The following is a 20,971-nucleotide window of genomic DNA, read 5'->3' as shown; positions in this document are numbered from 1 at the left end:
GCTTATAGTTTTAATATGTATCAACACATTTTTATGACATGCTGAGATAGGTGGCTGAAAATAGGCAATGGCTTTATTAATGCGTTCAATCAGATGGTTGACGTAATTGTCATCACCAGTTGTTACAATTCTATTTACCTGAGATCGGAAACTATTAGCCACATTTTGAAGGGGTTTGGTTTCTTTCAATAAACTCTCGGCCCAACTTTTGTGTTGTTGCTTTTTTGAGCGTTTTTCATCCTTGGTATAGGACTTAACATGCTGATGTAGAGAAATAACCAGATCGTTAAAATCAAAAGCTTTTAGAACAAACTGATTAAAGTACTTTTGAGACTCTTCTTTTAATATTGGTCGCAACGCATCAGTGTTCATCTTTTGCATAACAAAATTTCGTAATGAAGCGTCCGCAGCAATGCCTTGTTGAGGAATAGGAGTTTTAAGGATAAGACCATCCAATGATGTTAGCCTCGAAAGAGCTACATAAACCTGACCAGCAGCAAAAGCTTGTCCCACATCTATTATTGCTTTTTCAAAGGTTAATCCCTGGCTTTTATGCACAGTTATGGCCCAAGCTAGTTTAATGGGGTATTGGATAAATTCACCCACAACTTGCTCTTCAACTTCATTGGTTTCTTTGTTGAGTTTATATTTCTTGTTTTCCCAGGTATAAGGTTCAACAATAACCGAATCACTGCCATCGTTAAAGCTAACTTTTATCTCATCTTTAGTAATGTACGAGATAGTGCCAATTTTACCATTGAAGTAACGTTGTTGACCCGAGAAATCATTTTTTATAAACATTACCTGGGCTCCTTTTTTGAACTGCATGTTTTCTTGCAATGGATATTGATGCTCTTTGAAATCTCCTTTTATTTCTGATTCAAAAGAAAAGATTTCTCCATCCAGCTCTGCCAAACACTCTTTGTTTTTAGTATCTGCAATAGCATTGTGCGTGGTTAGCTGGATGTAACCATCATTATTATGCTGATTAAACTCGGGACGATAATATTGATTTAACAAACTAATATCGGCAGTGGTGACTTGGTTATCCCGAAAATGATTCAATAAATCAATAAATTTCTGGTCTGATTGACGATAGACTTTCTCCAGTTCAATATGAATTGGATGGTGATTTTGTAAAACTTGAGCATCAAAAAAGTAAGGGCTTTTATAATAGCGTTTCAGGTATTGCCATTCTTCATGTTTGGTAACTGGGGGTAGTTGAAGCATATCACCAATAAATAAAACCTGTAATCCGCCAAAGGGAGTATTTTGCTGACGGCGCACATGGCGACAAATCAAATCAATGGCATCAAGTAAGTCGGCTCTCAGCATACTGACCTCATCAATCACCAGCAGTTCCATATTACGAATCAGGTTCCTCTTAACGGTGTGCATCTGTATATTCTTAATCAACGAACGCGGTGTATTAAAATGAGCCAGAGTCTGCATGTGTTCCGGATCAATTCCATTGTTATCTGGAATAAAAGCACCAAAAGGTAATTGAAACAGTGAGTGAAGGGTAACTCCGCCAGCATTAATGGCTGCAATGCCGGTTGGCGCAGCCACTACCATATTTTTGTGCGTATGTTCCTTAATACGATGTAATAGTGTGGTTTTTCCGGTACCAGCCTTCCCGGTTAAGAAAACACTCCGATTGGTTGTATTGATATATTTGGAGACTAATGACTGAAGTGTGTCTGTCTGTGTGTGCATGAAACTAAACTTAATAATGTGGCAAGATACTGGAAAAAGTGCTTGGTGCAAAGCGTCCGATGTTTGTAAAAGTAATTGACAAATGCTTTTTGGCCGTTGGCTTTTCGTACCTTTGCAAAAAATCAAGATACAATGGCAAACTTGGATTCATATCGCCAACTCAGGGAAGAGATTGATGCATCAACCATCAAATTGTGGGACGAACACCATAGCGATATGGCATGTAAAAAAGGCTGTGATAAATGTTGCTTGAATTTTGATGTTTTTCCTATTGAATTTGATTATATCCAAGAGCAGCTTAGGGAACTTTATCCTGAAGTTTTAGATCAGCCGTTACCTGAGAAAACAGGAGAGAAGTGCTTCTTTTTAAAAGATCATCAATGTAGTATATACGAAGCACGTCCTATTATTTGCCGTACCCATGGTTTTCCACTTTTGTATATGAATGAAGACGGTGATCAGTGGGAGTTATCACATTGTGAGCTTAACTTTACCAAGGTTGGCGAAGACTATTTCCACGAGGAGAACTGTTATGCACAAGATACCTTCAACAGCCGATTGTTTATGCTGAACAAAGAGTATATTAAAACAGTTCATCCGGATAAGAGAGAGTTTGATTTGGTTCCATTGGTGGAGTTAGTGAAATAGACCTCATTTGTTAAGCTGGTATCAGAAAAAGTGTTATTATTTACTTGCAACATGACTCATTAGAGAAATATTAACAGTATTCATCAATTAAAAGGATTTATTCATCTTAAATTATTGAATAAGATATTCTTGTCTTTTATATTGCATAATTAACTGTTAGCTCATTACTTAAATGATTGTCAGAGTCCTTGTTTCCATACTTTTTATATGTACCAATTCTGCTTTTTTTAGCTTGATTGCGAAAGACAGCACTAAGGTAATTCAGCTTCATGATCAGGCATATAAGCTTGAATTGAGTGAGCCCGACAGCGCAATAGCATTATATAAAAAGGCTGCCGATATAAGTCAGTCCATACACTACGCCATTGGTGAAGGGCGAAGTTACAACTATATGGGTATTGTTAATTTTGAACAAGGTCAGTATCTAGAAGCAAAAAGGCTAAACCTGAAAGCGATCCCTCTTTTTCAATCCGTTAACTACCAACTTGGAATTGCCGCATGTTTAATTAATTTAGGAAATATTGAACTTTATCTTGGTAATTACGATCAGAGTATGTCCTATTATATCGAAGGCATCGAAACCTACGAAGCATTAGATGATCTCCAACGCTTAATGTGGACCTATAACAATATGAGTTCATTATTCCTGAATAATCAACAAGGACAAAAAGCACTTGATTATGCCATGAAAGCGAAAGGTTTAAGCATCCAAATAGTTGATTCTATAGCTTTAGCAGACAGCTATATTAACATGGCCAATGCCAGTTTAATGCTAAAAGACTCATTGGCTTACCTCAGGCATTCGATGCAGGCTTATATTATTTCAGAAAGCACCAAAAACCTATATAACCAGTTACTTGCAGCCAACAACCTGGCAAATCATTTTATACAAACATTACAATTGGATTCTGCCGAAGTATATACGAAGAAAACAATAGAGCTGGCTAAATCATATCAGAATCCATACAACATATCTGAATCGTTACTTACTGCGGGAAAGTTAGCATACAAACAAGGTTTATATATTGTTGCTAATGACAAACTTCAATCTGCCAGGCAAATGGCTAATAACTATAGCCTGGATAAATTAAAAGTGAACATTGCCCATCAGCTTTATTTTGTTCATAAAGCTTCAAATAATCATCAGGAAGCAAGTGCAGACATGGCACTTTATATGCAATTAAAGGATTCTATCAACCAGGTAGAAACGCTGAAGTACATTCATTTGCTTGAACAAAAATTTGAGAATACCAAAAAAGAACAGACCATACAGAATCAGGAACTTGAACTAGCAGCCCAGGAAAGGTCACTTTCAAGAAACCGTTTATTATTTGTTATTGTAGGGACGATTATAATTGTATTGGGTATTGTTATTTTCTCGCTAAGAAAATACAATAAGCAGGCAGCAAAACTGCACGCTGAACAAATGAAGCGATTTAAAGAAGAACAAAAGAATTCAGCTCTTAAGGCGGTTGTTAAAGGTCAGGAACAAGAACGTGTGCGGTTAGCCAGAGAACTTCATGATGGGGTTAACGGTGGTTTAGCTGCCATTAAGCTAATAGCAGCTAGTCAGAAAAACAGACCTTCAAATGGAACACTGTGTGAAATTGAGGACTTACTCAATGATCTGAGCCAAGAGGTACGAGAAATGTCACATAACCTTATGCCCGGATCTCTAGCCAAGGGTGGATTAATCCAATCAATTTCTGACTTGGTTAATCGTTTTAATCATAGTCAGAATATCGGGTTTGAAGTGCAATACATTGGCGCTATTGATCAAATTCCTGAGGACACTAAGTTCTATGTGTACCGAATAATACAAGAACTACTCAAAAATGTACTTAACCATTCTAATGCTTCAGAGTGCTTGCTTCAGTTATCAGTGCATGATGACTCTTTTAATATATGCTGCGAAGATAATGGTATAGGAATGGACACCAAACTAAACGGAAATGGGATTGGGATGGCGAATATTAAAGGGAGGTTGGAATTTTTAAATGGTACTATAGATTGTCAGTCGGTACCTAACGAAGGAACTTCCATTAACATTGAGATACCAATAATCAATAGATTGTTAGATATTAGACAAAAGACATGAGACTAATTTACAAGGCGCTCAATGTCAGCATTATATTAAACCTGGTATTTAGCCCGCAATGGTCTGGATTTCTCCTTCTTATAAAAGTTTAATGAAGTATTGAATGGCGTAAATATGATAAAAGTAGCCATAACGGATGATCATCCCTTAATACTTAAGGGTATATCAGAGCTAGTTGCTAAAGAAAGTGACATGGAATTACTTGCTCAATTCAATAATGGCAAAGATTGTCTAGAGGCCATTAAGCAATTGGATATTGATGTACTTCTGCTCGATTACAATTTACCGGACATGGATGGTGAGCAAATTTGCCAGGCAGTTAAAAGTACCAATCCTTCTATAAGGATACTTGTTCTAACATCATTTGATGAAACTGGAATTTTAAAGAAAACAATGAGTGCCGGAGCCATTGGTTACGCCATAAAAACCGTTAAGGATGAGGTGCTTTTGGATGCTATAAGAACAGTATACGTAGGTAATCAGTTTATTCAGAAAGAATTGCAGGAACAGCTTATCCGGGAATCTATTCTATTAAAACGTACTGTTGGTGAAACACCACGCCTTACACGGAGGGAAAAGGAGATACTTAAACTTATTACCGACGAATTAACAACATCTGAAATTGCCAATAAACTTACTATCAGTCCAAAAACGGTTGAGACACACCGCCTGAACCTCTTACACAAGCTTAATGTTAAAAATACCGCTGGGTTAGTAAAGGTGGCGCTTAAATTCAATATGGTGTAATCCCTCACCTGTGCCATTAATCACTTCTTGATGATAATTAGTACTCTTTAACAAAGAAGTTGTATTTCTGGTATGCTGCTTGCTATATATCAAGCGTAGATTTTTTTCATAGATTTGGGTTTAGGTTATTGAAAAAAGACCACTGTTAACGAACAGATGGTCTTTTTTACTTTTCAGGCTAAGGGAAAACCCTTAGAAAATAAATACACTTTTTCCCTGATGCAACAGGCTCAAGGCTCATGTAATTTGCATTAAAAATTACAGCCATGAACCAATTAAGATTTACTTTCGCTATTTGTTTAGCCGTTATTTTAAACAGCTATGTAAATGCCCAAAATTTCGATTGGGCAACTTCATTTATGCCTGTTTCAGGCCACAACTCAAGATTCATTGAAGACATTTGTATCGACCCCGCAGCCAATAGCTACACCCTTGGTACCTTTAATGCTTCAATTGTAATAGATGGAGATACTATTGTGCCTTATAAGGCACCTGCTTATTCGTGCTACATTGTAAAAAAAGATATTGACGGCAATACGCTTTGGGTAAAAACCTTTGGCACCAATACCTATAACTTTGCTGAGCAGATTTTATATGCCAAAGGTCACCTCTATGTTTCAGCATATCTTCCGGGCGATAGTGTTTATCATTCCAATGGTGCTTTTGCAGTCGACCCATTGTACCGTGCAATGCTGTTAAAATTTGATACTGATGGCAACTATATCAGTCATGTGGGACACGACAGAAGCTTCCGCTATACGGTGATGGCAGCCACTGATAGTGTAATATATGCAGCCAAGTACGGACAGATTGACAAGTATAATTTTGACCTGCATCGCACAGGTAATTTTGCGTTAAAGGGCAGGTTTAGCATTACCACTACTGATATAGCAGCTGTAAACGATACTTCAATACTGATTACCGGTCAGTTTGGAGGATACGTTACTTATCGTGGAGATACCATTCACGATACTTTTAGTGGTAGTGGCTATCCGGCCTTTTTAGCAAGTATAAATGCAAATGATGAATTGCATTGGATGTATGCTTACGGTAAAGCTTATCTCGAACCAAAATTATTTTATTATCCACACGACCAATATTTCTACCTTGCAGGTAACTACAACGATAATTTCGAAATTGACGGACATGAGTTTGCCCTTTCTCAGTTTAATGGGGCTCATGGATTTTTAGTCCGGTGTAATATGCAGGGCGAGGTGATTGAAAAAGGTGTTCTTAACCCAACACATAACGGGGATCAGCAACTTATTGACATTGTAGCTACTGACAGGCATGTGTATGCTGCAGGGCGCGTGTTAGGAGGAGGAGTAAATTATAATATGGGTGACACCTTGTACCGCTGGCCAAATTATTTCGGCTATGTTTATAAATTCGACAGGGCATTGAATGAAATATATTCAGAAGGAATGCATACTATAAATCGTCAAGTGGGAGGCAGTGTAACGATTAAAGCAATCGCTCAAAGTCGTGATCAGTTTGGTCGTGAGAATCTGATAATTGGAGGTACGAGTACGATTGATTTGATTTTAGGTTGTGATACCTACCCGGCAAGAGGATCTGTAATGTTTAACTTGGTTGATGCCGTTCCTGATGATCTGCCGCAGGCAAGCTTCTATTATGCTGATCGTGGAGAAGGTAATATTCGTTTTTTTACTTCCATGCAAAATAAAGATTACCATTATTGGGATTTTGGTGATGATAGCCCTTTTGATTCAGTAAAAATTAACCCTTACCATCAATATGATAGAAAAGGTGAGATATTGGTTAAGCTGCATGCCGGAAACAAATGTGGCGAAAAGGTTTATGAGAAAACGGTTAAAATTAAAGGGTTGGGAGAAATGAACCCGGCTGAAACCCACAATAATAATCTATACATAGGACAAATTAAAGGCGTAGGCTTTAGAGATGATGCTACTTTTACTTTACGGGATAAAAACGGTGCGGAGAAAGCTATCCGTGATTATCAATATGTTGACAGTACCACTTATAATATTTTAATAGAATTTGATCATCAACCTACAACAAGCTACGACCTGTATATGCAAAATGGCGGTGATAATGATACGCTGGTTAATGCCCTTGAAGTTATTGACGGAACAAAGCATGATATTCAGATAGAATTTAGTGGTCCTCCCGAAGTACTTGGGAAGCGCCGATACACTTATACAGCCAACATTGAAAATAAAGGAGATGAAACAGCTTATGGAGTGCCGGTTTCTATATGTGTACCTATTAACTCTGAACCCATGTTGAATACCCGCATTTTAGCTTCTGATGAACACCGGGATTGGATCAATAAAATGAAAGGTCCTTTCAGGCCAATGTCAAACCAGGGATTTGGCGATTTTGAGGTAGCTACCTTCTTCTTCCCGGTACTTCCGGGTAAAGCATCTTATAAAATCAACTTCAGCATAATTACAGGCAGTAGTGAAGATTCAAGGGTTGGTGCAGTGTTTGACAGGCCTTTATATTCAGGTACCAGCTTTTTTATTGACCCGGAAACTACGGCTGCTGTACTAGGCGATTCTATTGTATGTCCTGATAACAGGGCTGTAGATTTTATGCTCGACTTATTTAACCTTGATGCACTTGAACCGGGCATTAATATTCCCAACCTGGGCTGTGTCCTTTACAGCTTCCTGATTGAACAAATCGGAGGATCTACCTTAGGAGGAGGAAGCGGAAGTGGGGGCTCTACCGGCTTTAATGGTACACCCTGGGGAGGCGGTTTTAATACAAGTAACTTTACAGGTAATTTACCTCTTCCTCAACCAGCTAATCAACCCTGGTATTTTGCTCCAATTATAATAGAGTCGATTAAAAGAGCCAACCCGGATATGCCGGATGAAAACGCTATTGCTACATACGAAAATTACATCGAAACCTTTCCAAACAGCACCAACGATAGCGGTTCGGTACCTGATGTGCAAGGTGAACCGGAATCAATTGAATACCCAACAGATATTTTGTGTGTTAGCGATTGTGAGCTTTCAATTTATTTATATCACGAGCTTCCCGATTGTTCCAAAGACCCTGAGGCATGTCACTTGCCTCTGGAACCTATTCCTACTATGAAAAAGGAAGACCTTGTTAACGATGAAACCATTGAAGATAAAGCCAGGCAGTTGGATTTGATTATTGAGGAAGATTCCTTTTGGAAACAAGTTTGGGAAGTCTGGTATGAATATTCTGTCCAAAATTCGAAAGATCCTAATGAAAAATATGCAGTAAGCGGCTTTGGAGAAGAAAGCTTTACCTTGAATAATACCAATCTGACTTATCACATCACTTTTGAGAATGCTGATACAGCAACGGCTCCTGCCAGCGAAGTGTTTGTATATGATACGCTTGATTTAAGCGTATTAGATACTACTTATTTCGAATGGAAATCCTTTGGCTGGGCTGATTATTTTATTCCGCTAAATGAACAGGGAACAAGTGTAAATAAGTTGTTTGATACCAGACCTTATGGTGATAATTTCATCCTTGAATTTGATGGTAAAATTGATGAGAACGGTATTTTATCAGCCGTATTTACATCACTTGATACAGCTACACTTGCCTTAACCAACAACTTACATGATGGTTTTCTTAAACCTAATATAAATAAGCCCGAAGGTGAAGGCTATTTTACCTTTACTATTGCTCAACAGCCAAATTTAGAACATGGTACAAGCATTGCCAATCAGGCAGTCATTGTTTTTGACCGTAATGAGCCTATCTATACAGGAGTGGCCATTAATACCATCGATATTGAACCACCGCATAGTACAATCATTCCTTTCGAAAACGAGTTGCAACAGGATAGTATAATCCATGTACAAATTGAAGGCTCGGATTCAGGCTCTGGCATAAAAGGCTATAATGTTTACATTAAAAAGAATGATAGTCCTTATAGTCTAATGCTTCGGGACTACACCAGGAATGATTTTTACATTGCCGCAAATTATGGCGATACATACAGTTTTATTGCAGCAGCAAAAGATAATGTGAATAATGTAGAATATCAGGAATTAATCGCAGAAGCCACCGTAAAAGTGGAAAACAAGGCCACTTCAGTATTCACCCCTGAACTCAGTGAGCATGTGCTTATTTATCCTAACCCGGTGATTGACGATGCCACGGTAACCGTAAGCTATGGTATAGAACTGGAAAAGTATATTATACATGATATAACCGGACAAAAGGTAATGGAGCGGGATTTTGAAGCTATTCAACCTGCACCGATTAAAACGGCTAAATTAAGTGCGGGCATTTACATTGTTGATATCTATACCAGCAAAGGTATTGCCCGGCATAAGATTTATAAAAGGTAAATCTGCCGGGCCTTTGTGCTGTTGTTGGTTTATGGCTGAGGGTGCCCGGAAACGGCACCCTCTTTTAATTTAGCGCACTGGCAGTGCTGATTATTCCGGGATAACAGAAACAGATGTCATCGGCATACCCCAATCAGGAAAAGCTGGCTTTAATGTGCCCGATAATGAGTACTTTTTCCATTACCGATTTCAGAGAATTCGCTTTTAAAAATATCAATAAATATTCCCTGCTTTTTCAACCACAAATTCCTCAAATTGCACAGATTTTAGTTCCGCAAAGCGGAACAATTTGCGTTAATCAGTATAATCTGTAGTTTTAAAATTCTTATTAATTTTTAAAAGCAACTTCCCTGTTACCGATTTTCAGAGCTATGGTGGGTTATTGGATATTATTAACTTTATCAGACCAGGTTTCAAAGTCGGACTCTAATAAATAAAGCTGGTACTCATTAGTATTATCAAGGGCCACTGCAACTTTAAGTTCCTCAACTTTATACAGCGACAAAGTAACGGATCCGTCATTCAGATCCATTTCTGTCCATGGATAAGGTACCAGAGATTTAACGTGCTCACAGAATCTGGCCAGATTTTCAGGTGAGCTAAGCTCAGACTGATAAACTCCAATAATCTTCTCAGCTTCCGTTTCAAACATATCAGCTACTGCGTCCAGTAACATGGAGTGAGAGTTGGGCATAAGAGAATCCAGATAGCCGCCGTTTTTAACATACTCTTCTAAGTGATTGTGCCATTCGACCTGCAGAGTTGAAAGTGGTTTAAATTCATCTTTTATTAATTCAATCATGCTTTTTGTTTTAATCTTATAACACTGTTTTATTGGCAATCAACCCGAATTTGATCCCCTGTACCGGAAACATCAAATGCCCCTGAATAATCTTTACCATCATATTGCTGGGTCATGCTGGCACTTTCTACTGTGCAATGACCATCAGGCCATTGAGCCAATACCCAGATATCGATCCATCTGTATATAGGCAGGTCGGTAAGTTCACTACGAACAATTTCCCAACGCTTACCTTTGATCTTAACATCAGTATAAACTCGATCCCATTTAGCATTTTTGGCGAAATGCCTGAAGTCATTAAACAGTTGGGTTTTTAATTCTTCATTTTGCATACCTTCCTCAAAGTCGGCGAATGTACGGCCGATTGAGAGTTGATCTCCTTCATTTTTTACCAAAGTAAATTCTCCAACGGCCATTGGGTCAGAGAAAGTTCTGCTATACTCTGATAACCATGAGCAGTCTCCTGAATAAATATCAACCGTGATGGTGTGTTCTCCTGCAGGAAGGCTTGTCACAAACTCTTGATAGAGATCACGGTTGGGATCGTCTTCAGGGCTTTGGTGAATCCAGAACTGTATGGTTGTCTGGTTGGTTTCGTCACCTTCCAGCCATGAGCACTCGCTTAAATCTGAATTGTATTCACCATCTACATAAACACGGACACCATACCTGCAGTCCTTCTTATCACAAGGCTTTTCCTTTGATTTTTTATCGCGGTATCGCTTACCGGCATAGTGGTAGAGCGGTTGATTTTTTATTGAGTGGTGAAAATAAGCCCTTGCATAGATGAAATCTGTGACGTTGAATTTAGCTTTAAATTGGGAGCCATCTGCCTCACGGGTAATTTTCTCATTGGCAAATACAATTTGTCCCACGTGCTTTTTATGAAGCTCACTGGTCATGCCTTCATCTTCCACTTTTTTCTTTTTAACCGGCTTTACTTTAGCCGTCAATTCATCTTTTAATGATTGTGTCTGCCCAATCATTGGGGCAAAGCTTACGCTGAGCAGTATGGTTATTACTGCTAAAAAATGATATTTTTTAGTCATCGTTTTAGTTTTTAATTATTTGTTTTAATAAGATTAGTTCCATCCAACCTGAACAATAAGTAGTTTTTCTTCTCAAGGAATTTAACCCGGTTTATTATCTGATTATTCATCCTCAGAGTCCTCCTTGAAAAATTTAATGACTTTGCTCCAGAATCCACCTGATGAATTATTGCAAAAAGCTTCCAGTTCTGCTGCATGCCCGTTGGTAGCCATGGTTTCTGCACGTTCCACCATGTCACGAAGACTTTGTGCATTGGCATACATTTGATGCATCTGACCAGTTACCCTTAATTTACGATCTTGTTCAGCATAGTGAAGCGAGTAGTGGCTTTCAATACTATCATTGATGCGTTTACACTCGGCATCGATTTTTTCATGATCAATAGACTCCGGGAGCGATTTTCCAAAAAGGCATATGAGAAGAAACTGGTCATTAATCAGGTATGTTTGAAACTGGTGATCGAGGTAACGGAAAATCCATCGGCCACTTTTATCAAATGATAGTGGTGTTACTTCTATTTCTTCCAGCACTTCGTTAAACGGATGGTTAGTTGCATCATTTTGGCTTTCATCCTCAAGTTCGCTTTTCATGTAATTCAGGTAATAGCCATTTCCCTGTGTAGCTTCTTCGGTTAATGTTACAAATCCTGGAGTAACCAATTTTGCTTTGGCGGCTTCAATATGTGCATCCCATGATTCCAGATCTTCATAACGTGCTTTAGGCAAATTGATCAGCGGGAAGTCACCTTCATGTCCTCTGGCAGCTATCTCGCGCCTGTTTTCCAGTGCCGCTGTAGCCAGGGTAAGCTCCATATAATTCCCGACTGTGATAGGATGGGAGTCTGTAATGGCAGCCTCATAGTCTTCTGAAAACAGAAGTATATTATCAGTTATGAGATACCCTACAGCATAGTATATGCCTGAATCCCTGAACTCATCATGCTTGTCAAACATATAAAGGTTAGAGCGGACAGTGTGATCATCACGGCCACCTAACATTTCCAGCTTAATTTTACCCGGCTCACAGAAGGTTGACATGTGGTACTCAAACATGGACGCTAAACCGGGAATCAGAAGACCTCCGCCAATGGGAAACTCATTTTCTTCCGCTTCCGTTAGAGTGTAGCGTAGTTTATAGCCGTTAGATTCTCTGAAATAGGCTAAAAACGTTTCGTCCAGCTTATGACCTGTTTTGGTCTCAACAGCATCAATCTCTTCTTGTGTCACAGGATCGAATGTTTCAGCAACTTCTATATTCATACCATTGCTTTTCAAATGCTTTACTAAGCTATTGAACCGTTCAAGAAAGTTATTGGTAAGATCACCAGGCTTCTTCATAAAGATTAATTGTTATTTTATTGCTTTACCACTTTTGTTATCGTCTCAGTATTGTTGCAATTGACTTTAACGAAGTAGAAGCCATCGGGCAAATGAGACAGGTTATAAGAAAAAGATTGAAGAACAGGTTCTTTTGTTTTATATACCTGTGTACCTGTTCCGTTGTAAATGCTAATAGTTGCTTTAGCATCGTCATAAAGTTGAACCTGAATTATACCTGCCGTAGGGTTGGGGTAAACACTTATTTCTGAAATCGGCAAATCATTATTGGTATAAGTGGGCAAATTCTCAGCCGTATTTAAATAAACTTTCCAATAACGCTGATCATTTTCTTCCCACACAGCATTTGAACTGTTATCCTGGCAGTCAATCAAGTCAACCGTTCCGTCCCCATTTATATCCATCCAGCTGAATGTGCTGCCAAAAACCAAATCCATACTGCTTGCATTGGTAACTACGTTTGGTATGTCGTACTCAACAGCTTCTGTACTCAAGGCTTGCTCATCGTTTAAATATACCTTCCAATAGCGTCTTTCACCATCGGTCCATACATTATTGGTTCCGTTCTCCTGTGCATCAATAAAGTCTGGAATGCCATCTCCATTAATATCGAGCCAGCTATAGGAGCTGGCATATACTACATCCATGTTGGCTGCTGAACTTGTTACATTCGGTAATGCCCAATGGATGGCTTCGGTGGCAAACTTTGAACCGTCATTCAGATATACTTTCCAGTATCGCTGACCATTCTCTTCCCATACATCGTTTGTTCCGTTTTGTTGTGCATCTACCATATCCGGGTAGCCATCTCCATTTATATCAAATAAACTGTAAGTACTTGCTGTTATTGCATCCATATTGTTTATATCATCGGCTACTTCAGGAATAATCCATTCAATGTAATTAACAGTATCCAGCTTAGTTCCATCATTCAGATATACTTTCCAGTATGGTTTATCATCTGCTGTTAACCAGGCCCCATCGCCATCATTATCTTGCGAATCCACCAGGTCGATGTAACCATCGTTATTCATATCGTACCAGCCCCAGTAAAAAGCACTAAGCACATTGGCATCTTCAACATTTTTTGTCAACTGTGGCATGTCCCAAATTGCAGCGGTAGTGTTTAGGGATGATCCGGTATTGTAATAAACTTTTAAGTAAGGTCGTCCATCAATCCAGGGATCGAATGTATTTTCGTTATCTCTTGGATCAACCAAATCCGGTAATCCATCTCCATTCAGGTCTAACCATCCATAAGTATAGCCGCTGACCACATTCATATTAGCCGGATCGTTGGCAATGTCCGGCACTACCCACTCTTCAGCCACGGAATTAATGGCTGTACCTGTATTCATATAAATTTTCCAGACATACTCACCATCTTTTTCCCAGGGACTGCTGGTGTTAGTATTGTCCTGTGTGTCTATCAGATCTGGAAAACCATCTCCGTTTAAATCCATCCATCCGTAATAGAAACCGCTTATAACATCCATTGAACTTGCGTTTGCGGACACTGTAGGCATATTCCAGTGTTCAGCTGTTTGACTGATCTGAGCATTTGTACTAACGGTTAAGGCCACTGCCAGTAGCCATGTACTCCATAGTTGTTTCATCTTCCCCATTTTTTCATTTGTTATTAACCTCAATTCTTTTGAGGCGCAGCAAATATAACTGCTGGTATTACTGTATGGAGAACACTTGCTGGCGGTGTCCACTCAATGTCCACTCTCTGCCATTAAAAGACTGTTTATTGCCTGTCAGTTGCAATATTCTTTAAATACGAACGCAGACTAACATCCATTAAACCAAGACCTAGCTTAGCTTTGATTCGTAACTGACTCTTCTTAATGCTATCTGGCTGTACGTTTAGTATTTGTGCAATTTCTTTATTGGTTAAGCCAAGCTTAATAAAGGCACACAGGCGCAGGTTATCGGTAGTTAAATTTGGAGCAATTGCATTCAGGTGATCGAAAAAAGCAGGACTAACCTGCTGAAAGTGCTCCTGCAGTAATTGTGTGTTTTCAAGTAAAGTCAAACCTTTTTTATAATAGGCGTTGAATGAATGGCGAAAGCTTGTGCCGGGAACATTGTTGTTTAACTTTTCCCAGACTAATTGGATTCCTGAGATATGCTGCTGCATTTCCGAAAGTCTTGCATATAATAAACTAATATGCTCTTCCTTCAGTCTGATATCCTGCTCCAATACCTCTAATGTATGATCGGCTGTTTCCTTTTCTTCGCTTAGCCGGGTATAGTAAAAATATTCAGCCTCATATATTTCAATCAGCACTTTTGCTAAGGGGTTTACATCTTCATAGCCATTATGGTACAAGTGGTGAACATTGTGTCTGTTGATTATATCGCTTTTCAACTCTTGTGCCCTCAATATTACCAATGCAGGAGCCTGCGATTCCATAAACTGAAATAGGGTAGCCAGTGCTGTTTGGGCAGTCACTATAAATTGCTCATCAAATACCAGAAGAAGAATTTTCTTGTTTTGAGAGAAGCTTTCCAGCTCTTTAAAGTTTCTTTTGCGGGCAACACTGTATCCCTGAGCCTTTAATACTGGTATTAACCCATTAATCCGGTCATGGGGTTTAGAAAGAAAGATTATATAAGGTTTATGCCACATTCTTTAATTTATACTGACAGGTTACAGGTGATGCAAATAGCGGATGGCATCTTCTTTACTTTTGAAAAGGACATGTGGCCGTTGTGTGATAGTCGTTGCAATGCGCGCCATAATCCGTCCCATCATTGAAGTTCCGTATGCTGTATAATTACAGATTTTTTGGGTTCTGTTTTTGGCTTGCTTCTTCACCTCTGTAATAAATTTATGCGTAACAGGTGCATCAGTCAGGTTTACCAAAAGGTCTATTTCTTTCGCAGTTATTTCATTGGCTATGGTTCTTAACAGATACAACATACCTATTGCTTCACTTTCGTTAACTCCCTGCATATTTGCAAATAATATTGGACGTTTACCCGAATGTATTAACCATGTGAAGTTGGTTCGTAATGAATTTTGCAATACCACAAGCCCTGTTAATCATTGTTTAGCGTGTAAAACTAAACATGAATCATGGGCCTGACAGGTTTAAACCGGACTATGAATTATCCAAAACGGACAAAAGTAAAGTTAAACTATTGCTTTCTGAATAATAGAGGTGTGGTACCGGTATGCTTCTTAAAGTACTTGACCAGATTACCGGGTGTACTGAACTCAAAAGTATAACTGATCTCTTTTATCGATTGAGACGAACCTTTAAGCAACCTTTTTATTTCCAGTATCCGGCGTTCATCAAGAATGGCCTTGGGTGTTTTTTTATATTTAGCTTTTACTTCGCGGTAGAGTTTTTTTTCAGAAACCCCTAATTTTTTGGCATAAAAACCAATGGGGTGCTGTTGCTCAAAGTGTTTTTCTATAATATTGATGTATTCAAGAGCCAGGGAGATATTTCCTGAAGCAAATTTCGTATCTGGTCCTTTTACCTCTTCACATATTAGCAACACAAGACAAAGAAGATGATACATCTTTTGCAGGTTCAATGGAGTAACTGCAGGCTGATAAGTTTTGCGCATCTGCTGACTAAGCACTTCAAGGTAGTGGCTGTTTTCGGGCGATAGTTTTAATAACTGGATACCTTTTTTGTGTTCTCCGATATTAAATAATGACAAGTGTCGTATGTTATCATCTTTCTGATAGATAAACTCAGGAGTAAAAACAATGGATTGTAATTCAGTATTGCTTTCAAATGGTTCAAAATAATGGAGACTGTCTTTAGCTATCAATATTAAATGGTTAGCATGAGCGGTATAGGTTTTAAAGTCGATATGGTACACCACCTTGCCTTTTTTAACCCGGAAAATCACATAAAAATCACGCACCGATGGTGTTTGCAGATCCTTATTGTTTACCAGCTGACTGTGATCCACAACAGTACACGGATAGCCTTCTCCTATTTTTGCATTCTCAAAAAAGGTATATTCTCTGCTATGTGTTTTGGTATTTTTCATTATTACTCCATTTCCGCAACAAGAATTGACATACTTTCTTTTGCAACGTTTTACCGGCAATATTATTCAGGTAATATATTATCCTTCCTGAGTTTTTAACGTAGCATTAAGAAATTTATTGAGGTTTCTGAATATGGGAATTACTGTCAATGTGTTGATTTTAGATCTGTTTCCGGCTAATTTTTTCTCAAAAGTTCAAAGTCATCGATATATGTCTGAATCCGGTTAGCATTATACAGGTCAGAACCATAATACAAAACCAGTTATAGAACGCTTTGTATTTAAATTTCGTGTTTTTTGAAGCATAAATCTGCTTCATCGCATTGAAAACGATTTCACATTTCTGATCAAGTTCTTTAGTAACACTCAAAACCTGTCTTCCAATGCAATGATAAAAAGTAAATTGAAACTGGTGTTTTAAATCAGTTTCATTACGATATATAAAATCCTGGTTGAAAGTAACGGAAAGCAGTTCAACCACATTGCTTTTAAAAGGTAGGAAGTAATGTAGCTGTTGTTTGGAAATCAGAATAAATATTTGGGACAGGAAGGTATGTTCCATAAAATCAACATAATAGGTATAATTTCCTTTTTTGACGTAAAGCAACATAAAAATCTCGTCGGCAGGATCAACATCCTAAAAAAAGTAATCGCGTAAGGTAGTCCTTCTTCAATTTCTTTGGACTGAAAATATGTAATATCCTTGCTTATCAATTGAGGCTTGTTTTACTATAATCACGATCAACTTTAAAAAATGTTATAGGCAAATCTACTGACAGGTAATTAAGACCTTGATAAGGTAAACTTAGACATAAGGGGCAGCGAAGAGCTGTGGTAGTTTTTAATCAATTTGAATTATCGCATCACTCGTTGTCAGATTGATAGACATCAAATCAATTTACTCGGCGACGAGTTTTATGATGAGATTTCCTTGATACTACCTCTATTGAGGCAAGTTTGTCCTCTTGGGTTAAATTGTAATCTAATTCTTTCCCGGACTTACATCCTGAGGTTTAACCTTAATCCAAGAGCAGGATGATCGTATTTAGATGACTCAAGTAATGTAGGTGCGATATTAAGTGATAAGTCATCCGATACATCAAAATTAAAGAAATGAGCATCCACCGCTGCATCCATTATTTGTAAAGCATAAAGAACTGTCATTCCTATGTAGCTCAGGTCGCGATATCGCCTGTAATATTGTTTTTTGCTTTTAAGAGCTTCTTCAAACCAAGCGTTATTTTCTTTTCTAATTTGTTCTTCAGTCATCGTGGGATGGATAAATTCTAAATAACTTTTGTTGTTGGGATCGTTAATAATCCAGTCGCGATAAGCTGAACGGTATTTTTTATAATAATTGGAGTTAAAATGAATGGCGTAAGCTAATACGCCTGCACCAGTATAAATAATTGGAATTTTGAAGTACTTATTATTATAAGCTTGTCCTAATCCTGGTAAAATAGCTGAATAGATACTTGCTTTGTGTGGGGAATGTTGTTTATCCGCATCGGTGATCTGCCCACTGGCTGTTAAAATGCAAGACAATAGACATAGAGCGGTTAAGGTAATTTTTAGTTGAGGTTTCATGGTCACATTAGGTTGATACGCCTACTATGACAAGTGTGGAGGATGTAACACGGACAACTTTATAGTTAATAATATTTAATAAATGTTGCTATAGAATAGCATCGGGATGTAAACATAATGAATTAGAATAATTTACAAATCGATTGGAGTCTGAGGATTTTATATCACCCGATTCTCATTGCACCACTTCCAATGATGCTCATTAACCGGGTAGTTACGACAGATACCAGCACGTGCATCATATACGCCACAAGAGAAGAATCCATTATTAACTTTTAAAAAGAGGCAGTCACCATTAGGCTTTGTCTTAAGAAAATGACCACTTGCATATGTTGGTCCTTTCGGATCGGTAAACTCTTCACGTTTCAGTTTGGTGAATTTTTCCAACGCTTTCATCTCGGTGTCAGTCACTTCTACAAAGGGAAAATCACGACAACAGATGCCACATTTTTGACAGGTAAGCGATGATATTTTGTTTTCCATACAGCAAATAATCTAGTTAATACAATGACTCATTGCGAATGGAAAACTAATGGCATTGAAATATTGGTAAATATTATCCCATCCGGTATAAAGGTAAGGGAAATAACCAAAGAGTTGCTGAAACATCGCTTGAATTTGGTCGATGATAGGAAAGAACTCCCAAAACAGTGATTGAATTTAGTCGATGATAGGAAAGAATAGCTGTAATCAGGATGCATCACGATCGATGTTAGGAAAGAACTTCTGAAACGACGATTGAATTGAGGTGATTGTAGAAAGGTGCATCCAAAACAGAGATTGAATTTGGTCAATGTTAGGAAAGAACTGTCGAAACACGGATTGAATTTGGTTGATGACGGGAAAGAATAGTCGAAATGAGGATGCATTGCGGTCGCTGACAGGAAAGAGCTTCTGAAACGATGATTGAATTGAGGTGATAGTAGGAAAGATCATCCAAAGGATGAATGATAATCAGCTGGAAACTAAAAAACCTTGCGAATATTAGGTAGATACATTATTTGATTGGGAATGCTTGTTAATGATTATTATAAAAAGTGAGTATTAAGACTACTGATAAAAGTGAAGAATATTGATTTAATTCGATTATGTTATTGACAAACGGAGTCGTTCGATATACATTAAGGGCGAAAAAAATTGAAGTAGAAGGAATGCATTTATGTGAAATATTACATTAGCTGAATTTTCTATTAAAATATTATGTGATCATGCTTAGGCGTGGTTAGAAAATGGTATTCTGAAGGTTCAGGGAAAGGAGAATACAATGAATCTAAAAATTATTACACTGACACCCCTGATTCTTTTTATATACTTGAGTTATAATAATTACTCGAAAGATATAAATAAAGTATCTGCAGAATCAGTATTAACGACGTATGAGGCTTTGAACGAAAGTGATGAATCGTATTATGATTTAGGTGATTTTCATTATAAGGTATCCACAGAATCAAAGAAAGCACAGGTTTGGTTTGATCGTGGTTTAGCATTATGCCATGCCTTTAATCATGGAGAAGCAGTTCGTTGCTTTGAACGAGCACTTAAGGAAGATCCATCCATGCCGATGGCATATTGGGGAATTGCATATGCATTGGGACCTAATATCAATAGGATGAAAATCAGCCCAAGTCAGATTGCACATGCAGATTCTTGCCTCCACTTGGCCAAGCTGCAATCTAAAGATGTCAGTCTGTTGGAGCAAAGTTTAATTGAAACACTTGCTTTGCGATATGTAACCCCCCCCGGCATCAGATAGTGATCAGTCTCCAAACAAAACTTATGCGGATGCAATGAGGAATTTGTACATGAAGTATCCGAATGATAAATTAGTTATTGCTCTTTTTGCAGAGTCACTTATGAACTTGCGTCCCTGGAACCATTGGACACCCGATGGTGAACCTGCTGAGGAAACCTTGGAAATTGTGAAAATTCTGGAAGATGCACTCAATCGTTTTCCTGACGACCCGGCTTTATGCCATCTCTACATTCATGTAATGGAAGCCTCACCAACACCCGAAAAAGCTTTGCCTGCTGCCAATGTTCTTCGTAATGCAATGCCAGATGCCGGGCACATGTTGCATATGCCCTCCCATATAGATATACACCTTGGTAATTACGATGCATCGAACAAAGCAAACCAAATCGCAATAGATGCTGACAAAAAATTTTTAGAAAAAGAAGGAGCATACAATATTTACACGCTCTATCGATTACACAATTATCACTTCCTTGTTTATGGAGCTATGTTTGACGGTCAAAGTAAACTTGCACTAAACACTGCACGCGAAATGCCAAAACAAGTACCCGAAGATTTTTTGGAGAAGATGAGTGATTATATGGATGCCTTTATGCCGATGACATTACACGTATACATTAGGTTTGGACAATGGGAAGAGATATTGGCAGAACCGGAACCTGCTGAATATTTACCAATGTCGCGCTCTATTTGGCATTATGCTCGTGCTCTTGCGTATGCAGCAACAGACCGAATTAAGGAAGCCGAAGGGGAACAAGCAGCTTTCCAAAAAGTACATGCTACAGTTCCCAAAACGAGTATCATGCACAATAATACATCACGAGATATTCTGGCTATTGCAGACAAGATGATGGCTGGAGAGATTGCTTATCGAAAAGG

The 20,971-nt window shown here is 38.3% G+C and carries 17 protein-coding genes; 7 read left to right on the top strand and 10 right to left on the bottom strand.

The window, feature by feature from the left end:
• A partial coding sequence (locus tag AC4MRQ_RS17365) for an ATP-dependent DNA helicase (RefSeq protein WP_491198972.1) occupies window positions 1-1,716 on the bottom strand: 1,716 nt, incomplete at its 3' end.
• A 132-nt stretch (window positions 1,717-1,848) separates the two neighbouring features.
• Here AC4MRQ_RS17365 and AC4MRQ_RS17360 point away from each other — a divergent pair.
• The 5 genes from AC4MRQ_RS17360 (at window position 1,849) to AC4MRQ_RS17340 (ending at window position 9,857) form a co-directional block, all read left to right on the top strand.
• Window positions 1,849-2,364 (top strand): YkgJ family cysteine cluster protein, encoded by a 516-nt coding sequence (locus AC4MRQ_RS17360; RefSeq protein WP_491198971.1) that lies wholly within the window; start codon window positions 1,849-1,851, stop codon window positions 2,362-2,364.
• A 172-nt stretch (window positions 2,365-2,536) separates the two neighbouring features.
• Window positions 2,537-4,462: a tetratricopeptide repeat-containing sensor histidine kinase gene (locus AC4MRQ_RS17355; protein ID WP_491198970.1), complete on the top strand. Its 1,926-nt coding sequence runs from the start codon at window positions 2,537-2,539 to the stop codon at window positions 4,460-4,462.
• 114 nt (window positions 4,463-4,576) lie between these two features.
• Window positions 4,577-5,209 carry a response regulator gene (locus AC4MRQ_RS17350; protein WP_491198969.1) on the top strand — a complete coding sequence of 211 codons (633 nt, stop codon included), beginning with the start codon at window positions 4,577-4,579 and terminating at the stop codon, window positions 5,207-5,209.
• Window positions 5,210-5,475: 266 nt separating this feature from the next.
• On the top strand, window positions 5,476-9,543 hold the full coding sequence (locus AC4MRQ_RS17345) for a T9SS type A sorting domain-containing protein (RefSeq protein ID WP_491198968.1): 4,068 nt from the start codon (window positions 5,476-5,478) through the stop codon (window positions 9,541-9,543).
• Between the two features lie 113 nt (window positions 9,544-9,656).
• Window positions 9,657-9,857 (top strand): hypothetical protein, encoded by a 201-nt coding sequence (locus AC4MRQ_RS17340; RefSeq protein WP_491198967.1) that lies wholly within the window; start codon window positions 9,657-9,659, stop codon window positions 9,855-9,857.
• Window positions 9,858-9,922: 65 nt separating this feature from the next.
• On the opposite strand, the gene AC4MRQ_RS17335 is transcribed toward AC4MRQ_RS17340, so the two are convergent.
• From AC4MRQ_RS17335 to AC4MRQ_RS17295, 9 genes are all read right to left on the bottom strand, one after another.
• Window positions 9,923-10,345 carry a hypothetical protein gene (locus AC4MRQ_RS17335; protein WP_491198966.1) on the bottom strand — a complete coding sequence of 141 codons (423 nt, stop codon included), beginning with the start codon at window positions 10,343-10,345 and terminating at the stop codon, window positions 9,923-9,925.
• Between the two features lie 29 nt (window positions 10,346-10,374).
• The gene (locus tag AC4MRQ_RS17330) at window positions 10,375-11,394 is read right to left on the bottom strand and encodes a hypothetical protein (RefSeq protein WP_491198965.1); all 1,020 of its coding nucleotides are present in this window, start codon (window positions 11,392-11,394) and stop codon (window positions 10,375-10,377) included.
• 102 nt (window positions 11,395-11,496) lie between these two features.
• Window positions 11,497-12,732 carry an SMI1/KNR4 family protein gene (locus tag AC4MRQ_RS17325; RefSeq protein ID WP_491198964.1) on the bottom strand — a complete coding sequence of 412 codons (1,236 nt, stop codon included), beginning with the start codon at window positions 12,730-12,732 and terminating at the stop codon, window positions 11,497-11,499.
• Between the two features lie 17 nt (window positions 12,733-12,749).
• Complete coding sequence (locus AC4MRQ_RS17320) at window positions 12,750-14,348, bottom strand: T9SS type A sorting domain-containing protein (protein WP_491198963.1); 1,599 nt, start codon at window positions 14,346-14,348, stop codon at window positions 12,750-12,752.
• A 134-nt stretch (window positions 14,349-14,482) separates the two neighbouring features.
• Complete coding sequence (locus AC4MRQ_RS17315) at window positions 14,483-15,367, bottom strand: helix-turn-helix transcriptional regulator (RefSeq protein ID WP_491198962.1); 885 nt, start codon at window positions 15,365-15,367, stop codon at window positions 14,483-14,485.
• Between the two features lie 21 nt (window positions 15,368-15,388).
• Window positions 15,389-15,766, bottom strand: coding sequence for a hypothetical protein (locus AC4MRQ_RS17310; protein WP_491198961.1), 378 nt, complete (start codon window positions 15,764-15,766; stop codon window positions 15,389-15,391).
• 113 nt (window positions 15,767-15,879) lie between these two features.
• On the bottom strand, window positions 15,880-16,752 hold the full coding sequence (locus tag AC4MRQ_RS17305; RefSeq protein ID WP_491198960.1) for an AraC family transcriptional regulator: 873 nt from the start codon (window positions 16,750-16,752) through the stop codon (window positions 15,880-15,882).
• A 999-nt stretch (window positions 16,753-17,751) separates the two neighbouring features.
• Window positions 17,752-18,339, bottom strand: a complete 588-nt coding sequence (locus tag AC4MRQ_RS17300; RefSeq protein WP_491198959.1) for a DUF5683 domain-containing protein — start codon at window positions 18,337-18,339, stop codon at window positions 17,752-17,754.
• Window positions 18,340-18,498: 159 nt separating this feature from the next.
• Window positions 18,499-18,822: a YkgJ family cysteine cluster protein gene (locus AC4MRQ_RS17295; RefSeq protein ID WP_491198958.1), complete on the bottom strand. Its 324-nt coding sequence runs from the start codon at window positions 18,820-18,822 to the stop codon at window positions 18,499-18,501.
• Window positions 18,823-19,603: 781 nt separating this feature from the next.
• Between AC4MRQ_RS17295 and AC4MRQ_RS17290 the strand changes: the two genes are divergently transcribed.
• Together AC4MRQ_RS17290 and AC4MRQ_RS17285 are read left to right on the top strand one after the other, a co-directional pair.
• The gene (locus AC4MRQ_RS17290; protein WP_491198957.1) at window positions 19,604-20,092 is read left to right on the top strand and encodes a tetratricopeptide repeat protein; all 489 of its coding nucleotides are present in this window, start codon (window positions 19,604-19,606) and stop codon (window positions 20,090-20,092) included.
• A gap of 34 nt (window positions 20,093-20,126) precedes the next feature.
• The coding region (locus AC4MRQ_RS17285; protein WP_491198956.1) for a hypothetical protein at window positions 20,127-20,971 on the top strand (845 nt) is incomplete at its 3' end.

It is taken from the genome of Carboxylicivirga sp., assembly GCF_982718395.1.
The sequence above is the reverse complement of the archived record's forward strand: the minus strand, read 5'-3'. Positions and strand labels throughout refer to the sequence as shown.